Source organism: Sporocytophaga sp. (assembly GCF_017745095.1).
Lineage (GTDB): Bacteria > Bacteroidota > Bacteroidia > Cytophagales > Cytophagaceae > Sporocytophaga.
In genome coordinates this window covers 87588-108663 of sequence record NZ_JAGHZZ010000006.1, presented here as the reverse complement: position 1 = coordinate 108663, position 21076 = coordinate 87588, and the positions used below count along the sequence as shown (strand labels likewise).

The 21076-nt window shown below is 36.0% G+C and carries 16 protein-coding genes and 1 tRNA gene; 10 read left to right on the top strand and 7 right to left on the bottom strand.

Features of this window, described 5'->3' with window-relative positions; all coding sequences use genetic code 11:
* Positions 1 to 143: 143 nt before the first annotated feature.
* The 3 genes from J7604_RS10830 (at position 144) to mltG (ending at position 4510) form a co-directional block, all read left to right on the top strand.
* Positions 144 to 638, top strand: coding sequence for a hypothetical protein (locus tag J7604_RS10830; protein WP_293895453.1), 495 nt, complete (start codon positions 144 to 146; stop codon positions 636 to 638).
* A gap of 123 nt (positions 639 to 761) precedes the next feature.
* Positions 762 to 3431: a glucosidase gene (locus J7604_RS10825; protein WP_293895450.1), complete on the top strand. Its 2670-nt coding sequence runs from the start codon at positions 762 to 764 to the stop codon at positions 3429 to 3431.
* Between the two features lie 17 nt (positions 3432 to 3448).
* Positions 3449 to 4510 carry an endolytic transglycosylase MltG gene (mltG, locus tag J7604_RS10820; protein ID WP_293895447.1) on the top strand — a complete coding sequence of 354 codons (1062 nt, stop codon included), beginning with the start codon at positions 3449 to 3451 and terminating at the stop codon, positions 4508 to 4510.
* A 59-nt stretch (positions 4511 to 4569) separates the two neighbouring features.
* Here the strand turns inward: mltG and J7604_RS10815 are convergent, their stop codons facing one another.
* On the bottom strand, positions 4570 to 4803 hold the full coding sequence (locus J7604_RS10815) for a hypothetical protein (RefSeq protein ID WP_293895444.1): 234 nt from the start codon (positions 4801 to 4803) through the stop codon (positions 4570 to 4572).
* A 136-nt stretch (positions 4804 to 4939) separates the two neighbouring features.
* Here J7604_RS10815 and J7604_RS10810 point away from each other — a divergent pair, with 136 nt between their 5' ends.
* Positions 4940 to 5842: a histone deacetylase gene (locus tag J7604_RS10810; RefSeq protein WP_293895441.1), complete on the top strand. Its 903-nt coding sequence runs from the start codon at positions 4940 to 4942 to the stop codon at positions 5840 to 5842.
* A 59-nt stretch (positions 5843 to 5901) separates the two neighbouring features.
* On the opposite strand, the gene J7604_RS10805 is transcribed toward J7604_RS10810, so the two are convergent.
* On the bottom strand, positions 5902 to 6282 hold the full coding sequence (locus J7604_RS10805; RefSeq protein WP_293895438.1) for a hypothetical protein: 381 nt from the start codon (positions 6280 to 6282) through the stop codon (positions 5902 to 5904).
* Between the two features lie 163 nt (positions 6283 to 6445).
* Positions 6446 to 7723 (bottom strand): MFS transporter, encoded by a 1278-nt coding sequence (locus J7604_RS10800; RefSeq protein ID WP_293895435.1) that lies wholly within the window; start codon positions 7721 to 7723, stop codon positions 6446 to 6448.
* 89 nt (positions 7724 to 7812) lie between these two features.
* On the opposite strand from J7604_RS10800, the gene J7604_RS10795 reads away from it, so the two are divergent.
* Entirely contained in the window at positions 7813 to 8250 is a 438-nt protein-coding gene (locus J7604_RS10795; RefSeq protein ID WP_293895432.1) for a DoxX family protein, read from the top strand.
* Between the two features lie 56 nt (positions 8251 to 8306).
* Complete coding sequence (locus tag J7604_RS10790; protein WP_293895430.1) at positions 8307 to 9860, top strand: NFACT RNA binding domain-containing protein; 1554 nt, start codon at positions 8307 to 8309, stop codon at positions 9858 to 9860.
* Between the two features lie 11 nt (positions 9861 to 9871).
* On the opposite strand, the gene rlmH is transcribed toward J7604_RS10790, so the two are convergent.
* Entirely contained in the window at positions 9872 to 10345 is a 474-nt protein-coding gene (gene rlmH, locus J7604_RS10785; protein ID WP_293895427.1) for a 23S rRNA (pseudouridine(1915)-N(3))-methyltransferase RlmH, read from the bottom strand.
* Between the two features lie 127 nt (positions 10346 to 10472).
* On the opposite strand from rlmH, the gene J7604_RS10780 reads away from it, so the two are divergent.
* From J7604_RS10780 to J7604_RS10765, 4 genes are all read left to right on the top strand, one after another.
* On the top strand, positions 10473 to 11105 hold the full coding sequence (locus J7604_RS10780) for a hypothetical protein (protein WP_293895424.1): 633 nt from the start codon (positions 10473 to 10475) through the stop codon (positions 11103 to 11105).
* Between the two features lie 70 nt (positions 11106 to 11175).
* Positions 11176 to 12381, top strand: coding sequence for an MFS transporter (locus J7604_RS10775; RefSeq protein ID WP_293895421.1), 1206 nt, complete (start codon positions 11176 to 11178; stop codon positions 12379 to 12381).
* Positions 12382 to 12434: 53 nt separating this feature from the next.
* Positions 12435 to 13517, top strand: coding sequence for a mechanosensitive ion channel domain-containing protein (locus J7604_RS10770; RefSeq protein ID WP_293895418.1), 1083 nt, complete (start codon positions 12435 to 12437; stop codon positions 13515 to 13517).
* Between the two features lie 11 nt (positions 13518 to 13528).
* Positions 13529 to 14212: a metallophosphoesterase family protein gene (locus tag J7604_RS10765; RefSeq protein ID WP_293895415.1), complete on the top strand. Its 684-nt coding sequence runs from the start codon at positions 13529 to 13531 to the stop codon at positions 14210 to 14212.
* Here the strand turns inward: J7604_RS10765 and J7604_RS10760 are convergent, their stop codons facing one another.
* From J7604_RS10760 to J7604_RS10750, 3 genes are all read right to left on the bottom strand, one after another.
* Entirely contained in the window at positions 14213 to 14785 is a 573-nt protein-coding gene (locus J7604_RS10760; RefSeq protein ID WP_293895412.1) for a DUF4468 domain-containing protein, read from the bottom strand.
* A gap of 74 nt (positions 14786 to 14859) precedes the next feature.
* Positions 14860 to 14933 (bottom strand) — tRNA-Asp (locus J7604_RS10755).
* A gap of 341 nt (positions 14934 to 15274) precedes the next feature.
* Positions 15275 to 20986 carry a PQQ-dependent sugar dehydrogenase gene (locus J7604_RS10750; RefSeq protein WP_293895409.1) on the bottom strand — a complete coding sequence of 1904 codons (5712 nt, stop codon included), beginning with the start codon at positions 20984 to 20986 and terminating at the stop codon, positions 15275 to 15277.
* Positions 20987 to 21076: the final 90 nt, after the last annotated feature.

Below are 21076 nucleotides of genomic sequence, written 5' to 3'. Positions count from 1 at the left end.
TGGTTTTTAGTGTTTTGGGAATTGTTCGTAGTTTTTATTAAATTTTTTATCAATTTTTTTATATTATTTCTGTGACTTTTTCAATAAAAAATAGTAATTATACATACAATTAATTCTTTCAATTAAAATCGTTTTTTTGCCACATGCACAAATTTTCTGTTAGATTGATCGTATTGGTAGTTTTACCTTTTCTTTTTTCGTTCAGAAATTCAGAAGTAATAACTGGGGAAAAATTAACAGCAGCAGATACATCAGCTTTATTTGTTTGCACTGTCGATGATAAACCAATGGTAATTAAAAATTTTAATGCTTATATGAGAACTGTTACGGGGGGGTACCGTCAATTGTCATTGAGCAATGATAGATTTAGTAAATTTTTTCTTATAAAGCCCGAAGTAACCGAAATAAAACTTGGGTCTAGCGCATTAAAACAAGTTGTCATACACTACACCGATCCTGCTAATTTAAACCTATACAAGCCTCTTTCAGGTGTATTAAGAATTAAAGTACTTGATGAGAATAAAAAAGTACTTTCCGGTGAATTTGAAATGGAGTTGACTTGTAAAAATAATCCTTCCAAAAAGATTAAGATCAAAAACGGTAAGTTGATCAATATCCCTATAGTATACTTGCAATAGCAGATCTTGGCAAATAGTAGCCAGATTCATTATTTTCTTACAATTTATCATCTGCCCTCCATACATAAACGTATCAGGAGTATTAAAATCTTTTTTTATATTTAAAGAAAAATGTTTTGAGGGATGACAAATTTTGAAAAAGAGAGAGTAAATATTACAAGAAGTAACCGAGGGTGGAAAAAATGGGGACCTTATTTATCCGAAAGGCAATGGGGAACAGTAAGAGAAGATTATAGCCCTTTTGGTTCAGCATGGGAGTATTTTTCATTTGATCAGTCACGTCACAGAGCATACAGATGGGGAGAGGATGGAATTTCCGGAATTTGTGATTACAAGCAACTTGTCTGCTTTTCAGTCGCAATGTGGAACGAAAAAGACCCTTTCATAAAGGATAAACTTTTCGGTCTTACTGGAAATCAGGGAAATCATGGTGAGGATGTAAAAGAGGTTTATTATTACCTCGATAGCACTCCTACCCATTCTTACATGAAATTTTTATACAAATACCCCCAGTCCGAATTCCCATATTCAAATTTAATACTTGAAAATAAAGTCAGAGGAAAACTGGATCCTGAGTATGAATTGATGGATACCGGTGTCTTCGATGAAGATAGATATTTTGATGTTTATACTGAATATGCCAAAGCAGATATGGAAGATATGTGCATTCGTATTACGGTACATAACAGAGGACCTGAAATATCTACTATACATTTGCTTCCTACAATTTGGTTCAGAAATTTCTGGTCATTTTTAGAAGATCCTTACAGACCTTCAATTTCTGCAGATAAAAATAAGTCACTTTTAGTTGAGCATAAAGACTGGGGATTGTACAATCTTTATTATGAAGGTAAACCTGATTTACTGTTTTGTGATAATGAAACCAATCATGAGTTGGTATATGGCCATGCTCCGACTGAAGGATATTGGAAAGATGGTATTAATTTCCATGTGGTAAATGGAAAACCTACTGTAAATCCTGAACTGAAAGGTACAAAGGCAGCATTGCGATATGCTTTGACAATAGAACCAGGACAATCCAAAGAAATCCGTTTAAGACTTAGTGATCAACCTACTCAAAATGCGTTTGAAGATTTTGAATTTATATTCAAATCAAGAATCAAAGAAGCTGATGTATTTTATGATGAGCTTGCCGAAGGAATCACTGATCCTGATCTAAAAAGGATCCAGCGTCAGGCTTTTGCAGGAACACTTATTTCTAAACAGTTTTACTATTTCGATGTGTCATTGTGGTTGAAGGGGGATCCAGGATCTACTCCGCCACCGGAAAGACTTCATGGAAGGAATAAAGATTGGATGCACCTGAACAACATGGAAATTATTTCCATGCCTGACAAATGGGAATATCCCTGGTATGCAGCCTGGGATCTAGCATTTCATTGTATAACAATTGCAATGGTGGATCCTGACTTTGCTAAACGACAGTTGATTCTATTATTAAGAGAATGGTATATGCATCCGAATGGACAAATACCTGCTTATGAGTGGAGCTTTAACGATGTTAACCCTCCTGTGCATGCCTGGGCTTGCTGGAGAGTCTATGAAATAGAAAGAGATTTTTTCGGAAAAGGTGATATTAATTATCTTGAAAGAGTTTTCCATAAACTAATGCTCAACTTCACCTGGTGGGTAAACCGCAAAGACAGTGAAGGTCATAATATATTTGAAGGTGGTTTCCTAGGTTTAGATAATATTGGGGTATTTGACAGAAGTAGCCCTTTACCGACAGGAGGTAAAATTGAGCAGGCAGATGCGACCAGCTGGATGGCTATGTATTCCCTGAACATGCTTAGAATATCTCTTGAGTTGAGTAAGAATAATTCTTCTTATGAAGATACCGCTTCAAAGTTCCTTGAGCATTTCCTATACATTACAGGAGCTATCGTAAATCTTAATGGCTCCAAGTACAGCCTTTGGGATGAAGGGGATGAGTTTTTCTATGATGTGTTAAATCTTCATAACGGACAATTTATTCCAATGAAGATAAGATCAATGGTAGGTTTGATTCCGATATTTGCAGTTGAAACACTAGAGCCTGAAATAATTGAAAAGTTCCCACATTTTAGCAGGAGGCTTGAGTGGTTCCTTAATTACAGACCTGAACTGGCGAAACTGGTTTCAAGAAGAGAAATTGAACATGAGGGCGTAAGAAGAAGATTTTCTCTCATAAGACAAAATAAACTGAAAGCAATTCTGAAGAGGATGCTTGATCCTAATGAATTTCTTAGTGATTATGGTATCAGAGCACTTTCAAAATTTCATAAAGATAATCCATACGAGTTTCCGACTAAAGATCATGTTTATAGCGTTACTTATAACCCTGGGGAGTCTGAGAGCGGAATGTTTGGAGGAAATTCTAATTGGAGGGGGCCGATATGGTTTCCTGTTAACTATCTTATCATTGAGTCGCTGATGAAATTTTACAATTACTATGGCGATGAAGTACAGGTTGAATGTCCTACAGGCTCAGGAGTGATGATGAATTTGAAGGAAGTTGCTGAAGAGATAAGCCGTCGTCTTGTAAAAATATTTGAGAAGGATGAAAATGGAAATCGTCCGGTCTATGGGACTGATGAAAAATTCAGTAAGGATCCGCATTTCAAAGATCATATCCTGTTCTATGAATATTTCCACGGAGATAATGGAAGAGGAATCGGAGCATCGCATCAGACTGGATGGACAGGATTGGTTGCAGCACTGTTAAATACCAGATTTAAAGAGAAAAAAACAGCAAAAGTCAGTCCGAAAACCGCATCCACAAAAAATACCTGATTGCTGTTTATTGATTAATGGCAAAGAAGAAAAAAATAAAAAAAAGTAATAAGGCAGAGTCCCCACGTATACCATTTAAATGGTATGCCTGGGGGACTCTGGCTATAGCCATTCTGGCATTATATTATGTCTTTCTTTTCCCCAATTTCAAATCCCGTTCCGAAAAATTCTATTACTATCTTCCTGGCAGGGCATCATCGCATTACCTGGCAGATCTGCTTAATGAAGAGAATGTATTAAAATCATCACTGACCTTTAAACTGGCAGCAACATTGTTTGACGTAAATGCTGACGAAGGCCTTTATGAATTCAAAAAAGGTTGGAATAATCTTCAGATCCTTTTTTACCTGAAAGTAAAGCCTGCTAAGGAAGCGATGACTATTGATATTCCCGTAATAAGAAGTCGCAAGAAACTAATTAATCTTTTATCTAAGGAAATAGGAGTAGAAGCAGATTCGTTAAGAGCAGTATTGAAGGATACTTCGTATTTAAAGGAACTTTCCGGACTGGATAAGGAAGCATTTTACAGTGTGTTTTTACCTGGAGAATTAAAGGTTTATAAAACATGCAATAGCTATCAACTGATAGACTTCGCTTACAGCAGATATGAGCAGTTCTGGAACAACTGGAGAGCCGAAAAAGCCGAGGCTGCAGGATTACTTCCAGAAGAAGTTGTGATATTATCTTCTATTGTTTATTCAGAATCAAAATTAAAGGAAGAAATGCCAATGATTGCTGGTCTTTATATAAACAGGTTGAATAATAATATGAGACTAGAGTCTGATCCTACTGTTGTATTTGCGCATAATAAATTTGACATAAGAAGGGTTTTCAATAAGCACAAACAGGTAAAATCAAAATATAATACTTACAGAAACAAAGGACTACCTCCTGGACCGATAAGTACTATTCCATTATATGTAATAGACTCTGTACTCAACTTTGTACCACATGAATTCATTTATTTTTGTGCAAAAGATGATATGTCCGGGTGCCACGTATTTGCAGAGACCTTTGAAGAGCATAAGAAAAATGCCCTCTTATATCAAAAGAAGCTTGACAGCTTGAAAATAAAATAAAAAGTGCTGAAGAGAACATTGTTTTCCTTCAGCACTTTTTCATTTTAATATTGGATAAGTTATTGGCTAACTACCTCCTCAGATGTTGGGACCATTGTTAATATTTCCATCAAACCATCACTGATCATTCCTTTTACTTCTTCAGGTGTTTTACCTAATCTATCAGTAAGTTTTTCTATAAGTAGTTCTTCTTTGGAAATCAGATTTCTCTTCTCACGTTGGGACATTCTGATTTTCCTTACAGCTTTGTTAATGTGTCCCTGTACCTGTCTTAAATATCTTGACTTTTTCATAAAAGTATAATTAAAGTTTTCGAATCAGTTTAAAAATGTATACCAATAACAACAATAGTTGTAATTTGTTGTTCACGAATGGAAAATTTGTCGATTAATTTTATTTTGCAATCTTTAATTACACAAATTCCCGATTTTGCTGAAAATAGCCTGGTCTAAAGAGTTTAATCATCCTCTTCCTGAAGGTCATAGATTTCCTATGATTAAATATGATCTCATCCCGGAACAATTGCTTTATGAAGGGACTATTGGGCCCGAAAATTTATTTAAGCCTGCTTTTTTAAGTGAAGAAAATATCCTTTTGACTCATACTGTCGAGTATTGGCATAAATTGAAATATCTTGAATTGTCCCTGGCTGAAATAAGAAGGACAGGATTCCCATTAAGTAAAGAACTTATTGATAGAGAGGTAATCATTATGGGAGGGACTTATGAAGCATCTTTGTTTGCCAGAAAGTATGGTATTGCAATGAATGTTGCTGGTGGTACTCACCATGCTTATACTGATAAAGGAGAAGGATTTTGTCTGTTGAATGATAATGCCATTAGTGCTAATATTTTGATAGCTCAAAAGCTTGCAGCCAAAGTATTGATTGTAGATCTTGATGTCCATCAGGGAGATGGGACAGCGGAAATTTTCAAAAATAAAAATGAGGTTTTTACTTTTAGTATACATGGTGCCAATAATTTTCCTGCGAAAAAAGAAAAATCGGATCTTGATATTCCTTTGCCAGATAAGACAGGAGATAAAGAATACCTGAAGATATTGGATAGTTCATTGAATAAAATATTGGAAAAAGTTCAACCTGATTTTATATTTTATCAATCAGGTGTGGATGCATTATCAACTGATAAGCTTGGGAAATTAATGCTTTCCAGAGAGGGCTGTAAGCAAAGAGATTTTATGGTGCTTGATCTTTGCAAAAGAAACAAAATTCCTCTGACCATAAGCATGGGAGGAGGTTATTCAGAAAACATCAAAGACATACTTGAAGCGCATTGCAATACTTTCAGATTGGCGCAAAGTATATTTTTCTAATAAATAAAAAAGAGACAGCTTTATCGCTGTCTCTCGCTTTAACCTTTATAAATTAATTTCTAAAACTGATAATAGAGCTGTTTATTTTCCTCCTTACGGAAGTCGAATTTAACTGTCATTCCATCTTCAGGAACACAGCTAGCTTTTAATTTTTTACCATTTAAACTTTTCATTACAAGGTCGCTCAAACCCGCATCATTGCTTTGAATCTTTTCTACAATGATTTCATTGTTGGAATTAATATTAAACTTGAGAACAACAATACCTTCTGCTTGGGCTTTATTGAAGTCTGGAGAATTGATGATTTCATCCTTTAGTTTGGATGAAATGATAGAAGGAGAACAGTTATATTTAGATTTTTTCTTATCCTTAGCTGAAAGGTCAGAAAAAATTGCGCTTACCATCATGAAGGAAAGCAAAAAACAGATGAACTTTTTCATAATAGCCTCCGATGTTTTAAGTTATAAGTATAATTTACTCAAAAACACATTAAAAAGTTAACAATATGATCATAAAAAAATAACAATAAATTAATATTAAATACTTTAAGGGGAGTTTTTTGGTGTTAAGTGTTTGTAAATTAGTGGTTTAGTTGGAGGTGACTTATTTATGAATGAGTAATTTTTTAACCGTTTTGATTGGAGCAAATTTGCTGAAAGACAATTGTATCTTCTCATCCTGAAGTTTGAAACTGAGCAATGAGGCCAAGCCAATAAATAATATCAATACAGAAAAAATCAAATGGAATGTAATGCCCGCATCTAGCAAAATTCCTGTAATTAAAGGCCCTATAGCAGTACTTAAAATGGTGATTGAAGTAAATACTGATTTAAGATTAGCAAGGGATTTTAATCCGTATATCTCTGCAATCATACAAGATTCGAGCGTAACGCCAGAACCTACGGAAGCTCCGGCAAGAAACATTGCTCCAAATATTGCATATGGATGATTGACATATAATAAGGTAATGATGGACATAGCAAATGGCCATAAAAAGTATGGAAATACTTTAGTACCGCTTATTTTATCCAATAGATTGCCGGTAAAAAAGGTAGCAATGAAATTGCCGGATGCAAAAAATGGAAAAGCAAATGCGATCAATTCCGGAGAACAGTTTTTACTTTTCGCTATTGGAACAAGGAAAAACATTAATGTTGTCACCAGAAATGACAATAGAAATACTGGAAGTGCAACGAGATAAAATCTTTGATCTCTAAAAAGCTTTTTGATTGTCCACTTTTTGTTAGAATGCTGAGTTTTTACTTTGGGTTTAGTTCCCGGAAATTTCTCGATGACCTTATTTTTTTGTTTTAAAAGAAAGATAGCCGGAATCAGTACTATGGCTAAAAACATGGAACTGTAGAGGATAGCGGGTCTCCATCCGTAATGGTGTACACCCCAGGCGACAACCAGCGGAAGGATCGCTTCCCCCAGCGGAGTGCCGATAATTGCTAGACTCAAGGCTTTTCCTCTGCATCTTTTAAATCTCTTACTTATGATTGTTAAAGATGTATGATTCATAAGCCCTTGTCCTGAAAGTCGCATACCCAAAACCGCAATAAACAGGAGCACAAGATTATACGAAAAGGAAAGTAAACAACAGGACACTACAAGCCCTATGGCTACCATGAGGGAATAAGTAAATATTTTAGTCTGATCTATAAGTTTACCAAGATAGAAAACCAAAATACCACTTGTAATAGTAGCAATTGAATATATAAGAGCGAAGCCAGTTGTACTCAACTGAAACTCTTTGATCATGTCAGGTATGTAAAGAGAAAACAGAAAAGTCTTTCCGAAGCCAGCAAAAAAAGTGAGCAGTATAGCAACGAAGAGAAGCTTTTTATTAGAATAAAATAACCTGAAATAAATCATGTTCATATATACGTATTGGTAAAAAAATAGTGTAAAATTTAATTGCGAAAACTTAGATTTAAGCTGTATTGTTCATAATATAAAAGGAGGACCATATGGATTTAATACAAAAAGCTTACTCCTGGAAAGAAGTACATCGCGATTCAATGATAGTAGCCGGATTAAGGGTGCTTTTGGGGATATACCTGATGGTGAAAGGAGTGTTATTTATTTCAGACACCACTGCATTGCAGAACATTATCTCCACAAGTAATATGGAGTTCGGCGCAGTAGTTATTGCTCATTATGTTGCATTAATGCACCTTACGGGCGGAGTATTGATCGCCATGGGTACCATTACCCGGGTGGCAGTACTATTTCAGTTGCCTATATTGATTGGAGCTATAATATTTAATGCAAGAAATTATGTAATTACAATACATTCGGAATTGTTGATTTCAATTCTTGTATTACTATTACTTGTATTCTTTCTATTCTACGGATCAGGTGTTTATTCTGCAGATTATTTGCTGAGAAAATATGATAATCAATAAAAGGTTCCGGTTAATCCGGAATCTTTTTATTTTTACTACTTATCTAAATAATTAAAGTGCATAATAATTACTTTTTTATATCCCAATTGGCATCTGCGCTTCGATTTTTGAAAGATTACGAAGTGATAGATTGTTTTAGTCAGCAAAAAGAGGAGCTAATTGTTGTGTTTCAGAAAGACGAAAAAGAGATTTTTATTCAGGCTCATTTTCAAAATACCTTTTCATGTTTATATTTTCCCGATGATTTCAGAAGGGCAAGGCAGAATTCAGTCACTCTTTTTCAAGAAATAATAGGGCTGAAAGTAACTGAAGTCAAAACAGCATTGAATGAAAGAGGTATTGTATGTTCTTTGGAAACAGGTAAATCACTTGTATTTAAATTGTTTGGTAATCGAGCAAATGTAGTTGTGTTTGATCTTGATAAGGTTGTGAAAATTTTTAAGAATAACCTTAAACTGGATTTGGATTTATCTCTGCAGCATCTAAACAGAACATTGGATCTTTCTCATTCAAAATTTAATGAGTTAAATGGAAATCTTAATGCGTTCCTTCCAACCTTGGGAAAAGAAGCTGTTGCTTGGTTAGAAAAAAGGGGGTATCAAGACATGTTGCTCGAAGATAAATGGAGTAACCTTGGTTCCTTGCTTTCGCATTTAGAAAACCCGAAATTTTATGTTGTAAAGGATGAGAAAGGTAAACCTTCAATCAGCATATTACCAGAGGTTGATTATCTTGAAAAATATGATAATCCAATAAAGGCAATAAACTCTTTTTATCGTCAATATATTAAGGAACTTCACATCCATACTACTAAAGAGGAGCTATACAGAGATATGGAACGAAGGTTGAAGCATTCCAAAGCAGTGGTGTCTGATTCAGAGAAAAGACTTAAGGAGATCGAGGAAGGTATTCCAATGGATCAAACTGCGGATGTGATTATGGCGAATTTGCATGCAATTGAGAAAGGGACTGAAAGGGTTGTTTTATTTGACTTTTACCGAAATGAAGAAAGGGAATTTAAACTTAATTCAAAACTGTCTCCTCAGAAAAATGCAGAGGTTTTATATAAAAAATCTAAATCCAGATTTAAGGAAATAGAGGTACTTGAAAATCTAATTCTGCAAAGGTTAGATTTGATTCAACAGCTGGAAGTTGATAAAGAAACAGTAAGTAAAATAGAGGATCCCAGAGAACTAAAAAACTATCAGACTAAATATTTTAAAACTAAAGAAAAGGAACGTGTGCTTCAGGAGGGGCCTTATAAAACCTATGATTTTTTGGGATACAAAATTCTTGTAGGAAAATCAGCTAAGGCAAATGAAGAACTCACGTTTAAAACAGGTAAAAAGGATGATCTTTGGTTGCATGCAAAGGATGTAGCAGGATCTCATGTCATTATTCAGCAGAGACCGGGACAGAATTATCCTGTACCTGTAATTGAACGCGCAGCTTCCCTTGCAGCTTTTTATTCAAAGAGGAAAACGGACTCTCTTTGTCCGGTAATGTACACACAGAAAAAATTTGTGAGGAAAATCAAAGGCTCAGCCCCAGGTATGGTAAAAGTTGAAAAGGAGACGGTAATTATGGTTGTTCCTTACGGCATGGATTAGAGGTCAGCCTCTCAATCGTGATGATATTTTTCTCCCTTAATGATTGTAAAAGCTCTGTATAACTGTTCCGTAAAAAATAATCTGACCATTTGATGAGAGAAAGTCATTTTGGATAAAGAAATTTTGTCTTTAGCTTTTTCATACACCTCATCGGAAAACCCAAAAGCTCCGCCGATTACAAAAATTAAGGCCTGAGCGCCAGAGTTCATTTTTTTCTGAATAAATCCTGAAAACTCTCTTGAAGTAAAATCCTTTCCTTTTTCATCCAACAATATAAGTTGGTCGCCAGTCGAAACCTTTGCCAATATAAGTTTTCCTTCCTCTTCCTTTAATTTAAGAGTGGTTAATTTCGAACCTCCCTTTACGTCAGGAATTATGATAAATTCAAAAGATATATAATGCTTTAGTCTAGCGATATACTTGTCAATTCCTTCATTCATGAAATCTTCTTCTGTTTTTCCTACGACAAGCAACTTTATTTTCATTATTTTGTATTAATTTGGGAAAAAACAATTTTTAAATTGATAATAAAAATATCCTTTTTCCGGTTTTGATTCTGTAAACAAGGTTTCAATTTAGTTAGAATTGACAAAAAAAATAGGTGTGGTTTGAATGAAAAAATGGTTTTTTATACTTTTTATTAATTTCCTTTCTTTTAATCTATTTGCTCAAAATAAGGCTGATTCTTTAATAACTGTTTATTTGCAGGAAGCGAAAGTTTTAATCTCCAGGAATAATTTTAGTGAGGCTGAGAAGACCATTAGAAAGGTTTTTGACACAAAAACTGTACTTCCTGATGAGACGGTTTATCTGTATGGTGTTACTCAGTTTGGATTGGGTAATTATAAAGGAAGTATTGCCGCAATGGAAAAATACCTGACCTTAACAGGTAAAAAAGGCGAGTTTTATAATGAGGCACAGCAATATATTAAAGATGCTCATTGCCATGAATCGGGATACTATGAAGCCATAGAATTGTGCGACATGTGTTTTGGTAGCGGAGACGAAGAGGCTCCTTGTCCGAATTGCAGAGGAAAGGGTAAGGTTTTATGCACTGTTTGCAAAGGTAGTGGAGTGAATCGTGACAGTAAAAGTTATGGGGATTCTTATCATAAATGCAGTAAATGTGAAGGGTCAGGGTTGGGGAATTGTGGCCAATGCAAAGGAAAAGGAACAATACGCATTGCTTGTATCAGTTGTCAGGGATCAGGAAAAATCAAAGTGAGGAAGAAATGCAATAAATAGATCACCTGGAGACCTGGAGTATTTTTTTTGTCTTAATTTTTATTGATTATTTTTCCTGAAAATATTTCCCTTGGAAAATCAATCAGAAAACCAAAAAAGTGAGAAGCTGCTGTTATTTATTTTAGCAGCTATCAATTTTACCCACATCATGGACTTTGTAATCATGATGCCAATGAATCCTGTACTTCAGTCAGTACTGCATATCAATAATAAACAATTCTCACTTTTAGTTGCCGCTTATGCTGCGAGCGCCGGTATATTTGGTTTTCTTGGATCATTCTATATCGACAGGTTTGACAGAAAGACAGCATTGTTAGCGCTATACACTGGTTTTATAGTAAGCACACTTGGTTGCGCTTTAGCCCAAAATTATAGTTTATTTCTGATCGCAAGGTTTATGGCCGGTGCCTTCGGTGGCATATTGGGGGCTTTAGTGTTGGCAGTCATAGGTGACGCTATTCCGGAAGAAAGAAGGGGGAAAGCGACAGGATTTGTTATGGCAGCTTTTTCTGCTGCTTCTATTGCTGGAATTCCTCTTGGTTATTTTCTCGCAGTCAAGATTAACTGGCATATGCCGTTTTTTTTAATTACTGCAATATCGCTGGTAGTATTGATCGTTGCCTGGAAAACCTTTCCATCTCTCAGGAGCCATATATCAGTGGGCATAAAGCAAAATCCTTTTGCCTTGATAAAGCATATTTTTGGTAACTCCAATTTGTTGTGGGCTTTGTTGTTTACTTTTGTCTTAATGATGGCAGGCCTTACTGTTATTCCATTTATCAGTGACTATATGGTGAAAAATGTAGGCTTTGAAAAAGATCAAATTGCCTATATCTACCTTTTTGGAGGACTTGCCACATTTTATTCCAGCCCAGCAATAGGGAAACTTGCAGATCTGCATGGGAAAAGGAAAGTGTTCATAATAATGGCATTGATTTCAGTAATCCCTATTTTGCTTGTAACCAATCTGCCGGAAGTACCAAAATATGTGGCTTTCCTAGTCACTACCTCTTTTTTTATTGCCTTCGGAGGAAGGTTTGTACCTGCTATGGCCATGGTTACTTCTAGTGTTGAAAGAAAGCAGCGAGGAGGTTTCATGAGTTTCAATTCTTCTGTACAGCAGCTATCATCTGCATTGTCTTCTATGTTGGGTGGACTTATTATTTCAACTACTCTTGATGATAAAGTCTCAGGATTTTGGAAGCTTGGCCTTATTGCAAGTATAGCCACTGTTCTTTGTGTATTAATTTCTAAGAAGGTTAAACAGGTGGAGTAAAATAGTAATATCAATGTTTGTCATATTGTATTCACTAAAATCAATATCTCGAAATGTATAAAGATTCAACAGTAACAGAAGATTTTATTAGAGGGAAAAATGATGTACAGATGGCTCTTAGAGCTTCATCCAAACGTAAGCGACTTAAGAAGAAAGTAACTATCACAGTCAATGCGAAGGATAAGCTGTATCTGATAATCTATTTTGGATTGTTGCTTTGTCTTGCAATACTAAAATATGTTCTGAAAATTGGATTGATATTCGATCTGGAAGTGTTTAATAATTTTCTTCCACATCAGCTTCAGATAAGTTCCAATCTCATACAGGCTGTCATGAGTGTGATGCTTGTTCTTACACTTTCCAAATCGATTAAGGTTTTTTTTATAAACAGTATAGAAGAAACAGCAACTAGGTTCAATCTGAATAGGGTTCTCAATCTGATTTCAGGGGTTATATTAGTCTTAATCATAGTATCGATATTATTTGCAAATTGGTACACTGCAGTAGTTTCTCTGGGATTGATTTCACTTGTTCTTGGATTTGCCCTTCAAACACCTATTACTAGTTTTATAGCATGGATTTATATTATTATAAATAAGCCATTCAGAGTAGGAGACAGAATCCGAATCGGAGATATTACAGGCGATGTTATTGATGTCGGATACCTTGAAACTACTATTTGGGAAACATTGGGAGATGCTTTAGCTTCAGATCATCCTACAGGTAGGATAGCAAAATTTCCGAACTCAATTATCCTGAGCCATCATGTAATTAATTATTCTTGGCCTTTGTTTCCTTTTATATGGGATGAAATTTCTTTTTTTATATCATTTGAAAGTGATCTTGATTTCGTGAAAAAATCAATGATGGAAATTGCAAACAGAAAGCTAGGAGAGGAGTTTGAATCAACTGTGAAGATTTACCATTCAATTCTGAAAGAAACAGCTGTGGATGAAGAACACATTGATGATAGGCCTGTAGTTGACTTTAGAATCCATGAAAACACATGGATTCAAGCAAAGCTTAGATACCTCTCCGAGCCATCAATTTCTGGAACTCTGAAAACAGAACTTATAACTGATATTATTACTTACTTTAAGGAAAATAAAGATAAAGTAGGTCTGCCTACAGCTTGAATGAAAGTTTTATGAGGTCATTTGTTTTATCGGATATTCATGGGTGTGCTATAACACTCAGGCACATGGTAGAATCAATTATTAATCTAACCAAGCAAGACACTTTGTATTTCCTGGGGGATTATATCGATCGGGGACCTGATAGTAAAGGTGTAATAGATTATATTATTGAATTAAAAGAAAAAGGACATAATGTAAGATGTCTTTTGGGAAATCATGAAGATATGTTGCTTCAAAGTTTTTCCGATAGCACTTATGAAAGAATGTGGTTGTTAAATGGAGGGGATACTTCGCTGAAGAGCTTTGGGGTATCGAATATCCATGAACTTGACGAAAAGTACGTTTCTTTTTTTAAAGGGCTTGAGCTATATATAGAACTGGAAGATTACATACTGGTTCATGCTGGCTTGGACTTTAAATCTGACAATATCTTTTCAGGAAAAGATGTGCTTGTTTGGACAAGATATTCAGTTGTTGACCCATTGAGGACTGGTAATCGGATAGTAGTACACGGGCACACTCCAATGGATCGTGAAAGGATTCTATCTAAGTTAAATTCTTCTCAGGAAAATTTTGAGATTAATATTGATGGAGGTTGTGTTTATGCTTTAAACCCAGGTAGGTATGGTTATTTATGTTGTCTCCACCTTGAAACAAAAGAAATGTTTTTTTCTGAAAATCTCGAATTAAGATAATTACCATTCAACAGCTGGTTTAGAAGGAGCAGGCTTTACCTCTTCAACATGCTTCATAGCTGATTTTAAACTGTTGATTTGATTTTTTATTAATTTATCATTGTCTAATTTATGATTGTCCCAGGATTTTTGAAATCCTGCAAATTTTTCATCTTCTAAAGGCTTTTCTTTTCCAGTTGGAACATACTGATAGTTTCTGTTTTGCTGATAATATTCAAAAACAAAATTACTAAAGTTGTATCGGTATTTATTGTCTTTTACTTCAATTAGTACATTATATCTGATTGCTCCATGAACTTGTTTTGAAACCACTCCCTTATTATAAACCAGATAATATCCCTTAGCCATAACCTTACCACCTGCCGAGTCAAGCTCTATCGATTTTGAGGTGGATTGATGATGTTTGTAAATCCAATTTTTTGCTTGTATATAGAGTTGTTGTGCACTAGCTCCGCTATCAACGATTATGTCAGTATAAGTGATTTTCCCATTTTGATCTTTAGGTAGATTGACCTGAGCGAATGTTGCCTTAAAGGAAAGAAGTGTAATGGTAATAAATATGAAAATTCTCATATTTTAAATTTATTAAAATAAACAGGCATATAAAACAAAAAAGCCTTCAAATTTTTCAATCTGAAGGCTTTTTGCGGACTGGACGGGACTCGAACCCGCGACCTCCGCCGTGACAGGGCGGCATTCTAACCAGCTGAACTACCAGTCCAATATTTTCAAGAACTCTTTTCTAATCTTAAAACCTAAACTTTCTTTCCGTTTCGGCTACCTCTTTCGTTTAAGGTGGTGCAAAGCTATACCTTTTATTGATACAATGCAAGCGTCTCTCAAAAAAAAGTCTATATTTTTTTTATTTTTTCTGTAATCTATTCACTCCCAGTACGAAAAAATAGACAATTTTTATTTTACAATTTTCAAAATCTAAAACACGAGCTAATTAATCTGTTTTTAGTTGAGAATTTCGAGAATTGATCTGGTTGCATTTTATGGAACCTCCATTAAACAAAAAAAGCTACCTGTTGGGGTAGCTTTTTATAGAAAAAAATAAAGTTATTCTTTTGAAATTTTTCTGATTGATTTACCTCTGTCTGTTTCAACTTCCATAAAGTAAATTCCATTACTCATGTCAGTCATATCAATCTGGTTCTCTGATTTAAGACTGAGTACTATACGACCAAGGTTGTCACGAATGACAACTGACTTGATATTCAGGTCAGTTTCAATTGAAATTTTTTCTGTAGTAGGGTTAGGATAAATTAAAATATCATCAACTTTTCCAATTGAACCTGTAATGCCGGTACAAATACCATTTCCGACAATTGAGGTGCTTGATGTTTTACAACCCAGCATATCAGTCACAGTATATGAAAATGTACCAGCTTGTATGTTGCTTAGTTTTGAAGATGTAGATATATGATTTTCCCAGGCAAATTGATATTCAGGAACCCCACCGCTTACAGCAAGGCTAATACTACCGTCAGCTGCTCCCGGGCAACCTTCATTCTCAATTGTTGGGATTACTGTCATTTTGGAAGAACTGCTTGCAAGTTCAATTGATTTGGTAGCCTTACAGTTTTGATTGTCAGTAATAACTACTGTATAGTTACCTGGAGCTAGATCACTGATATCTTTAGTAGTAAGAGCATTACTCCACTCAAATTTATATGGAATAGCACCTCCGCTCACTTTAAGTTCAATAGATCCGTTTTTATCATATGAACAATTCGGATTAATCGTTGTTGAAAAAACATTTATTAATTGTGGTTCTGTAATTGTGAAATCTTTAACTCCTGTACATCCTTTTCCATCTTGCACTAGTACACTATAATTTCCTGCGGCAAGATCTGAAATTGAATTTCCGGTTGAAGCGGTATTCCAAGTATACATAAATGGTGCTGTACCTCCTAGAATTAATGATATCGTAATTCCTCCATCAGATTTGCCTTCGCAGCTTGGATTGGTAGTTGCAGAAACGATAGTCATTGGATCAGGTTGATTCACTATTTCGGTAAATTCCTTTTTACAGCCATTCGCATCAGTAACAATCACTGAATAAGTTCCTGAGAACAGGCTTGTGGCATTTGGTCCTGTGACAACTGGAGGATTCCAGTTATAGTCATATGGACTCGTCCCTCCGGTAATCTTGACAGAAATTGAACCTGAGTTGTCCGCAAAACATTTTGCATTGGTGACTTCAGTTGTTCCCTCCAAGGCGAGAGGTTGAGTAATTGTTACGGATTTTGTAATGCTGCAATTTTTACTGTCTTTAATGGTAACATTATAATTTCCTGGAGCAAGATTGCTTGCGACTGCGCTTGTACCTCCTGACGGCGTCCATGCATATGTATATGCAGGAGTACCTCCTGTGGGGCTCAACGTTACACTACCATTTGCTGCAGCAAAACAGCTTACATTGGAAATTATAGGCGTGGCGTTTATGGCATCAGGCTGATTTATGGTAACGGTTTCAGTTACTGAACATCCGATGTCATCCTTTATTGTGCAGGCATAATTTCCAGCAGAAAGTCCGGATAAAGATGCTGTTGAACCGGTTACTGGAGACCAGCTGTAACTATAGTTACCGCCACCTCCAATTGCTGTTACAGTCACAGATCCGTCAGACTTTCCAAAACAGGTAACATCCATTTGTACATGAGAAGCCTGAAGTGTAGATGGTGAAGTAATCGTTACAGATTTTTGAATTTTACAACCATTAGCATCTGTGATACGACATGTATAGACACCAGCGGAAAGACCTGTCGCTTTTGCAGCACTTCCTCCCGAAGGGGACCATGAGTATAAATAAGGGGAGGTTCCTCCAGATGGAGTCACTGTAGCCTCTCCTGAACTTCCATCGATACACGTTACATCTTTCTGTGAAGTTGTAGCAGCTAATGCAGCAGACGGTCCATTTATCGTAACCGACTTTTCAATAAAACAAGATTTTGCATCTGTAATTTTACATACATAGATCCCTGTGCTGAGATTTGATGCAGTAGCTGTTGTTCCTCCGGATGGTGACCAGCTGAAAGTATAACCAGAAGTTCCGCCAGTCGGCGCAACAGTAGCACTTCCATTATTTCCTCCAAAGCAGCTTACGTCTGATTTGCTTGCAAAGGCAGTAAGTTGTTCAGGTTCTGAAATAGTTACAGTTGAGGTTGCTTTACAGCTTTTAGAGTCTGTGACGGTCAAAGTATATACACCGGCGGTAAGGGTGTTCGCAGTGGCAGTTGTTCCTCCAGATGGAGACCAAGAATAGGTGAATGGAGTATTTCCATTTGAAGCAGTTGCAACAGCACTTCCATTATTACCACCAAAACAGCTTACATCTGTTTTTACAATTGCAATGCCAATGGACGCAGGCTGAGTTATAGTAATTGTTTTTGTTGAATAACAACCTTTATTGTCAGTAACAGTTACTTTGTAATCTCCGGCAGTTAATCCAGTTGCTGTAGAAGAAGTACTGGATGCGTTAGTCCATGAATATTGGTAAGGTGTTATCCCGCCTGTTGCGGAGATAGCAATGGTTCCATTGTTTCCTCCATAGCACGTTGCATTGGTTTGGGTTGCATTAAGGGCAGGTCCTTGACAAGGAGCTAAAATCATTAGCTTAGGGCCGTTACCATTCGTGTTTTCTTTAGAGTTGAAATAGATTCTTGGAAAACTTTGTTCTATATTTTTAAGAACTAAAGTAATTTTGGTTCTTCCTGCAGCTCTTTCACTTTTGATATATTTAGTTACATCCCAGTAATATGTATTGTAAGTATATCCATTCACCACGGTCGTATCAAGAGCTACAGAGGATATAGTAGGCTGATTGTTCCATGTAATAGTATTTTCTGTCCAGTTTGTTGAGGAAGTATAAACCCCTACAGCTATTGAAGATTTTTTATCTGTATCTGTTTCTTCTATATAGCCATACAGTTTTAGCTTGGCAGATAAAATACTGTCTTTATAGTCAGAAATGTCAAAAGTGATAAAAGTATTTCTGTTATTACCTTCTGGTAAAAGTACTTTTGAGATTAGGAATTGCGGATCAAGTGTTCCATAAGTCTTACTCTTAAATGTAGTATCGTATTTTGCATTTTGAACGTAGGCATCGTGTATTGGAGAATAGGAAGATGTATCCTGATAAATTTTCTTAAACACCGCAGTGTATGTAGTATTGGTCAGAGGGGTAGAGATGATCTGATCAGCACTTCCTCCATGAACCCAATGATCAAATACGTAAGGAATACCATTAACAGATTGTGGAGAAACCGGACTGATTGACCTTTCTATACCCTGTACCGAAAGGGTAGAATACGGGGTAGTTTTGGGTTGTCCGTCAACTTTTACCTGCAAGCCTGCTGGCTCTGTAGCCAAAGTAATTGTTGATTTTTTAGGGAAAATTTCAACATAGGTAGTGTCCGTTAAACCAAGATTGTCTTTAACGACAAGTTTGATTCTGAACCAGACATTATCTTCGGTTTCTCCTGAAACTGGAATGGTAAAAGTTCCATTTTGGATACCAGTTAAAGGAAGTCCATCATGCACGTGTGTATTATGATGTAAATTAAAAAACCAGGTAAAGGAAGAGGCTGGTAAAGTACCATCTTCAGGGTCTGTACCTGAACCACTAAACGTGATTACATCTCCACCTTTATAGAGTGTTCCATTTGTAGGAGTTAAGATAGTTGCTACGGGTTTTGAATTTTTCGGTCCTACAGTAAGCGTAGCAATATTACTCGTTACAGAGCCTGAGGCATTAGTTACTTTAACTGAATAGTCTCCGGCATCTGTTGTTGTTGTTGAGGCTATTGAATATGTAGCTGAATTTGAATTAGGAATATCCACTCCATTTTTCATCCACTGATATGTAAAAGGAGCAGTACCAGTAAGGGTTACAGAAAAGGTAACAGGCTGAGTTTCGAAAATATTGGCACTCTGAGGTTGGTTTACAATTTCAGGAGAAGAATTTCCTGAATAAACTATTTTATATACTGCAGAATTAGATCTGCTTAGATAATAAATATTACCATCTATTCCTGCATCAATTGCAATAGGAGCTCCGGCAACGTTGGAGGAGAAGGTCTGTCTCTTAAAGTTGTTGGCAGGGTCAATAAAGTTTATCCAGTTGTTGCAATAATCCATAAAGAAATACTTGCCAATGTATTTAGAAGGGTAATTGGTAGTTTCAGGATTAAAGAACGTTCCTCCTGTAATTGCACACCCTGTGCTATCTGAAGTAGGATGTCCATATACATATACAGGATTAGTAAAGTCAGGATTGCTGGAAACACCTTCTGCTGTAGGCCATCCATAATTCTTGCCACCAATAGTGACATCGTTTATTTCTTCCCAAGCATCTTGTCCCACATCATTTACAAAAATTTTACCTGTACCAGGTTGTATGTCAAACGTAAATGGATTTCTTAAGCCGTAAGACCAAACCCTTTTTCTCTTTTCTGAACCTGTAGGAAATGGATTGTCTGCCGGAGCTGTTCCATCAGAATTAATTCTAAGTATTTTACCAAAATAATTGTCCAGGTTTTGAGAAACAGGAGGAGTTACCTTTTGTTGATTTTCCCCTGTTGCAATGTACAGTTTTCCATCTTTCCCAAATGCCATGGCTCCGCCATTGTGGCTGACAGACTGATCACTTAATGTCTCCAGTTCTAAAAGAACTAATTCGCTGCCTGAAACGACTACATCCCCATTCAGAGTAAAACGGCTCACTCTATTGTGGATTCCGTTGGAGTTAACAGTGTAGTAAAGATATATGTAATTGTTGTTTGCAAAATCAGGGTCAAAAGCAAGTCCAATCAAGCCTCTTTCGCTATAGTTACCAAACTGAGGTAGATAAACTGCCGTTTGAACAGTAACTGCGGGAGTAGATAGTAAATTTCCATTTTTAATGATTCTGAGTTTTCCTTCCTGCTCACAGACAAAAATTCTACCATCTGGAGCACATACCATTACTGTTGGATTTGCAAGATTGGAAGCAACAACAGAATGAACAAAAGAAGCGGTAGGAACAGAAGATTCAACTAATGTCAAAGTTCCAAATATATCTGCGGTTTTATAAGCAATGTTTTTATCAGATCCTGTCACTATTTCAGAACCCATAAAGTTATCACGGCTGGAAGCTCCATCATTGTCGCAATAGGCCATAGCAAGACCGATTTTTTTGTTTGCTACAAGATTTGCTTTGGGATTGTTTGTAGCTCCATATACAAATGCATCTGTATACATTGTTATAGCGACTTCCCATGTATATACATTACCGTTTTTAGTCCATTTTACAGTGACATGATCATTGAAAAGGTGGGGATTGCCATCGACACCTACATCCACAGCATCTAATAGTGTAGAAATGTGATAAGCAAAAGCGTTGTAATTTTTTTCGTGTTCGCCTCCGGATTTGTTTTCATCCAAAAGGACTTCAAAGCAATCATCTTCCCAGTAGTTCGTGAGTGGAGCTGCTGTCTTGTCACTTAAAACATCGTCGGTAATTTCTCCTAAGATATAAAGTTTATTGGAATCCCATGAAGCTTTAAATCTTCCTGAAAAATCAGCTGCTGTTGGTGTTGAGCCCAGCCAAGTCTGATCTATGTAATACCAGTTTGCTGAAGCCCAGCAGGCATCGCTTCCAACTCCATCTATTACCGGAGCTGTCTGAGCTTTGGGAGCTTCATAGTCTCTGGCAATCGATAATTGTGAAAACAAGCAGAGCAGCAATGCCAGTCCAGTTTTCAATAAAGACTTTAATTGATGTGTCATTGTTTTTAAAAAGAGAATTTGTGATTTTGAAGTCAATCAATTATAAATAAAGTCCAATTTAAGAATTTTAGACCTTTTAATGAAATCAAT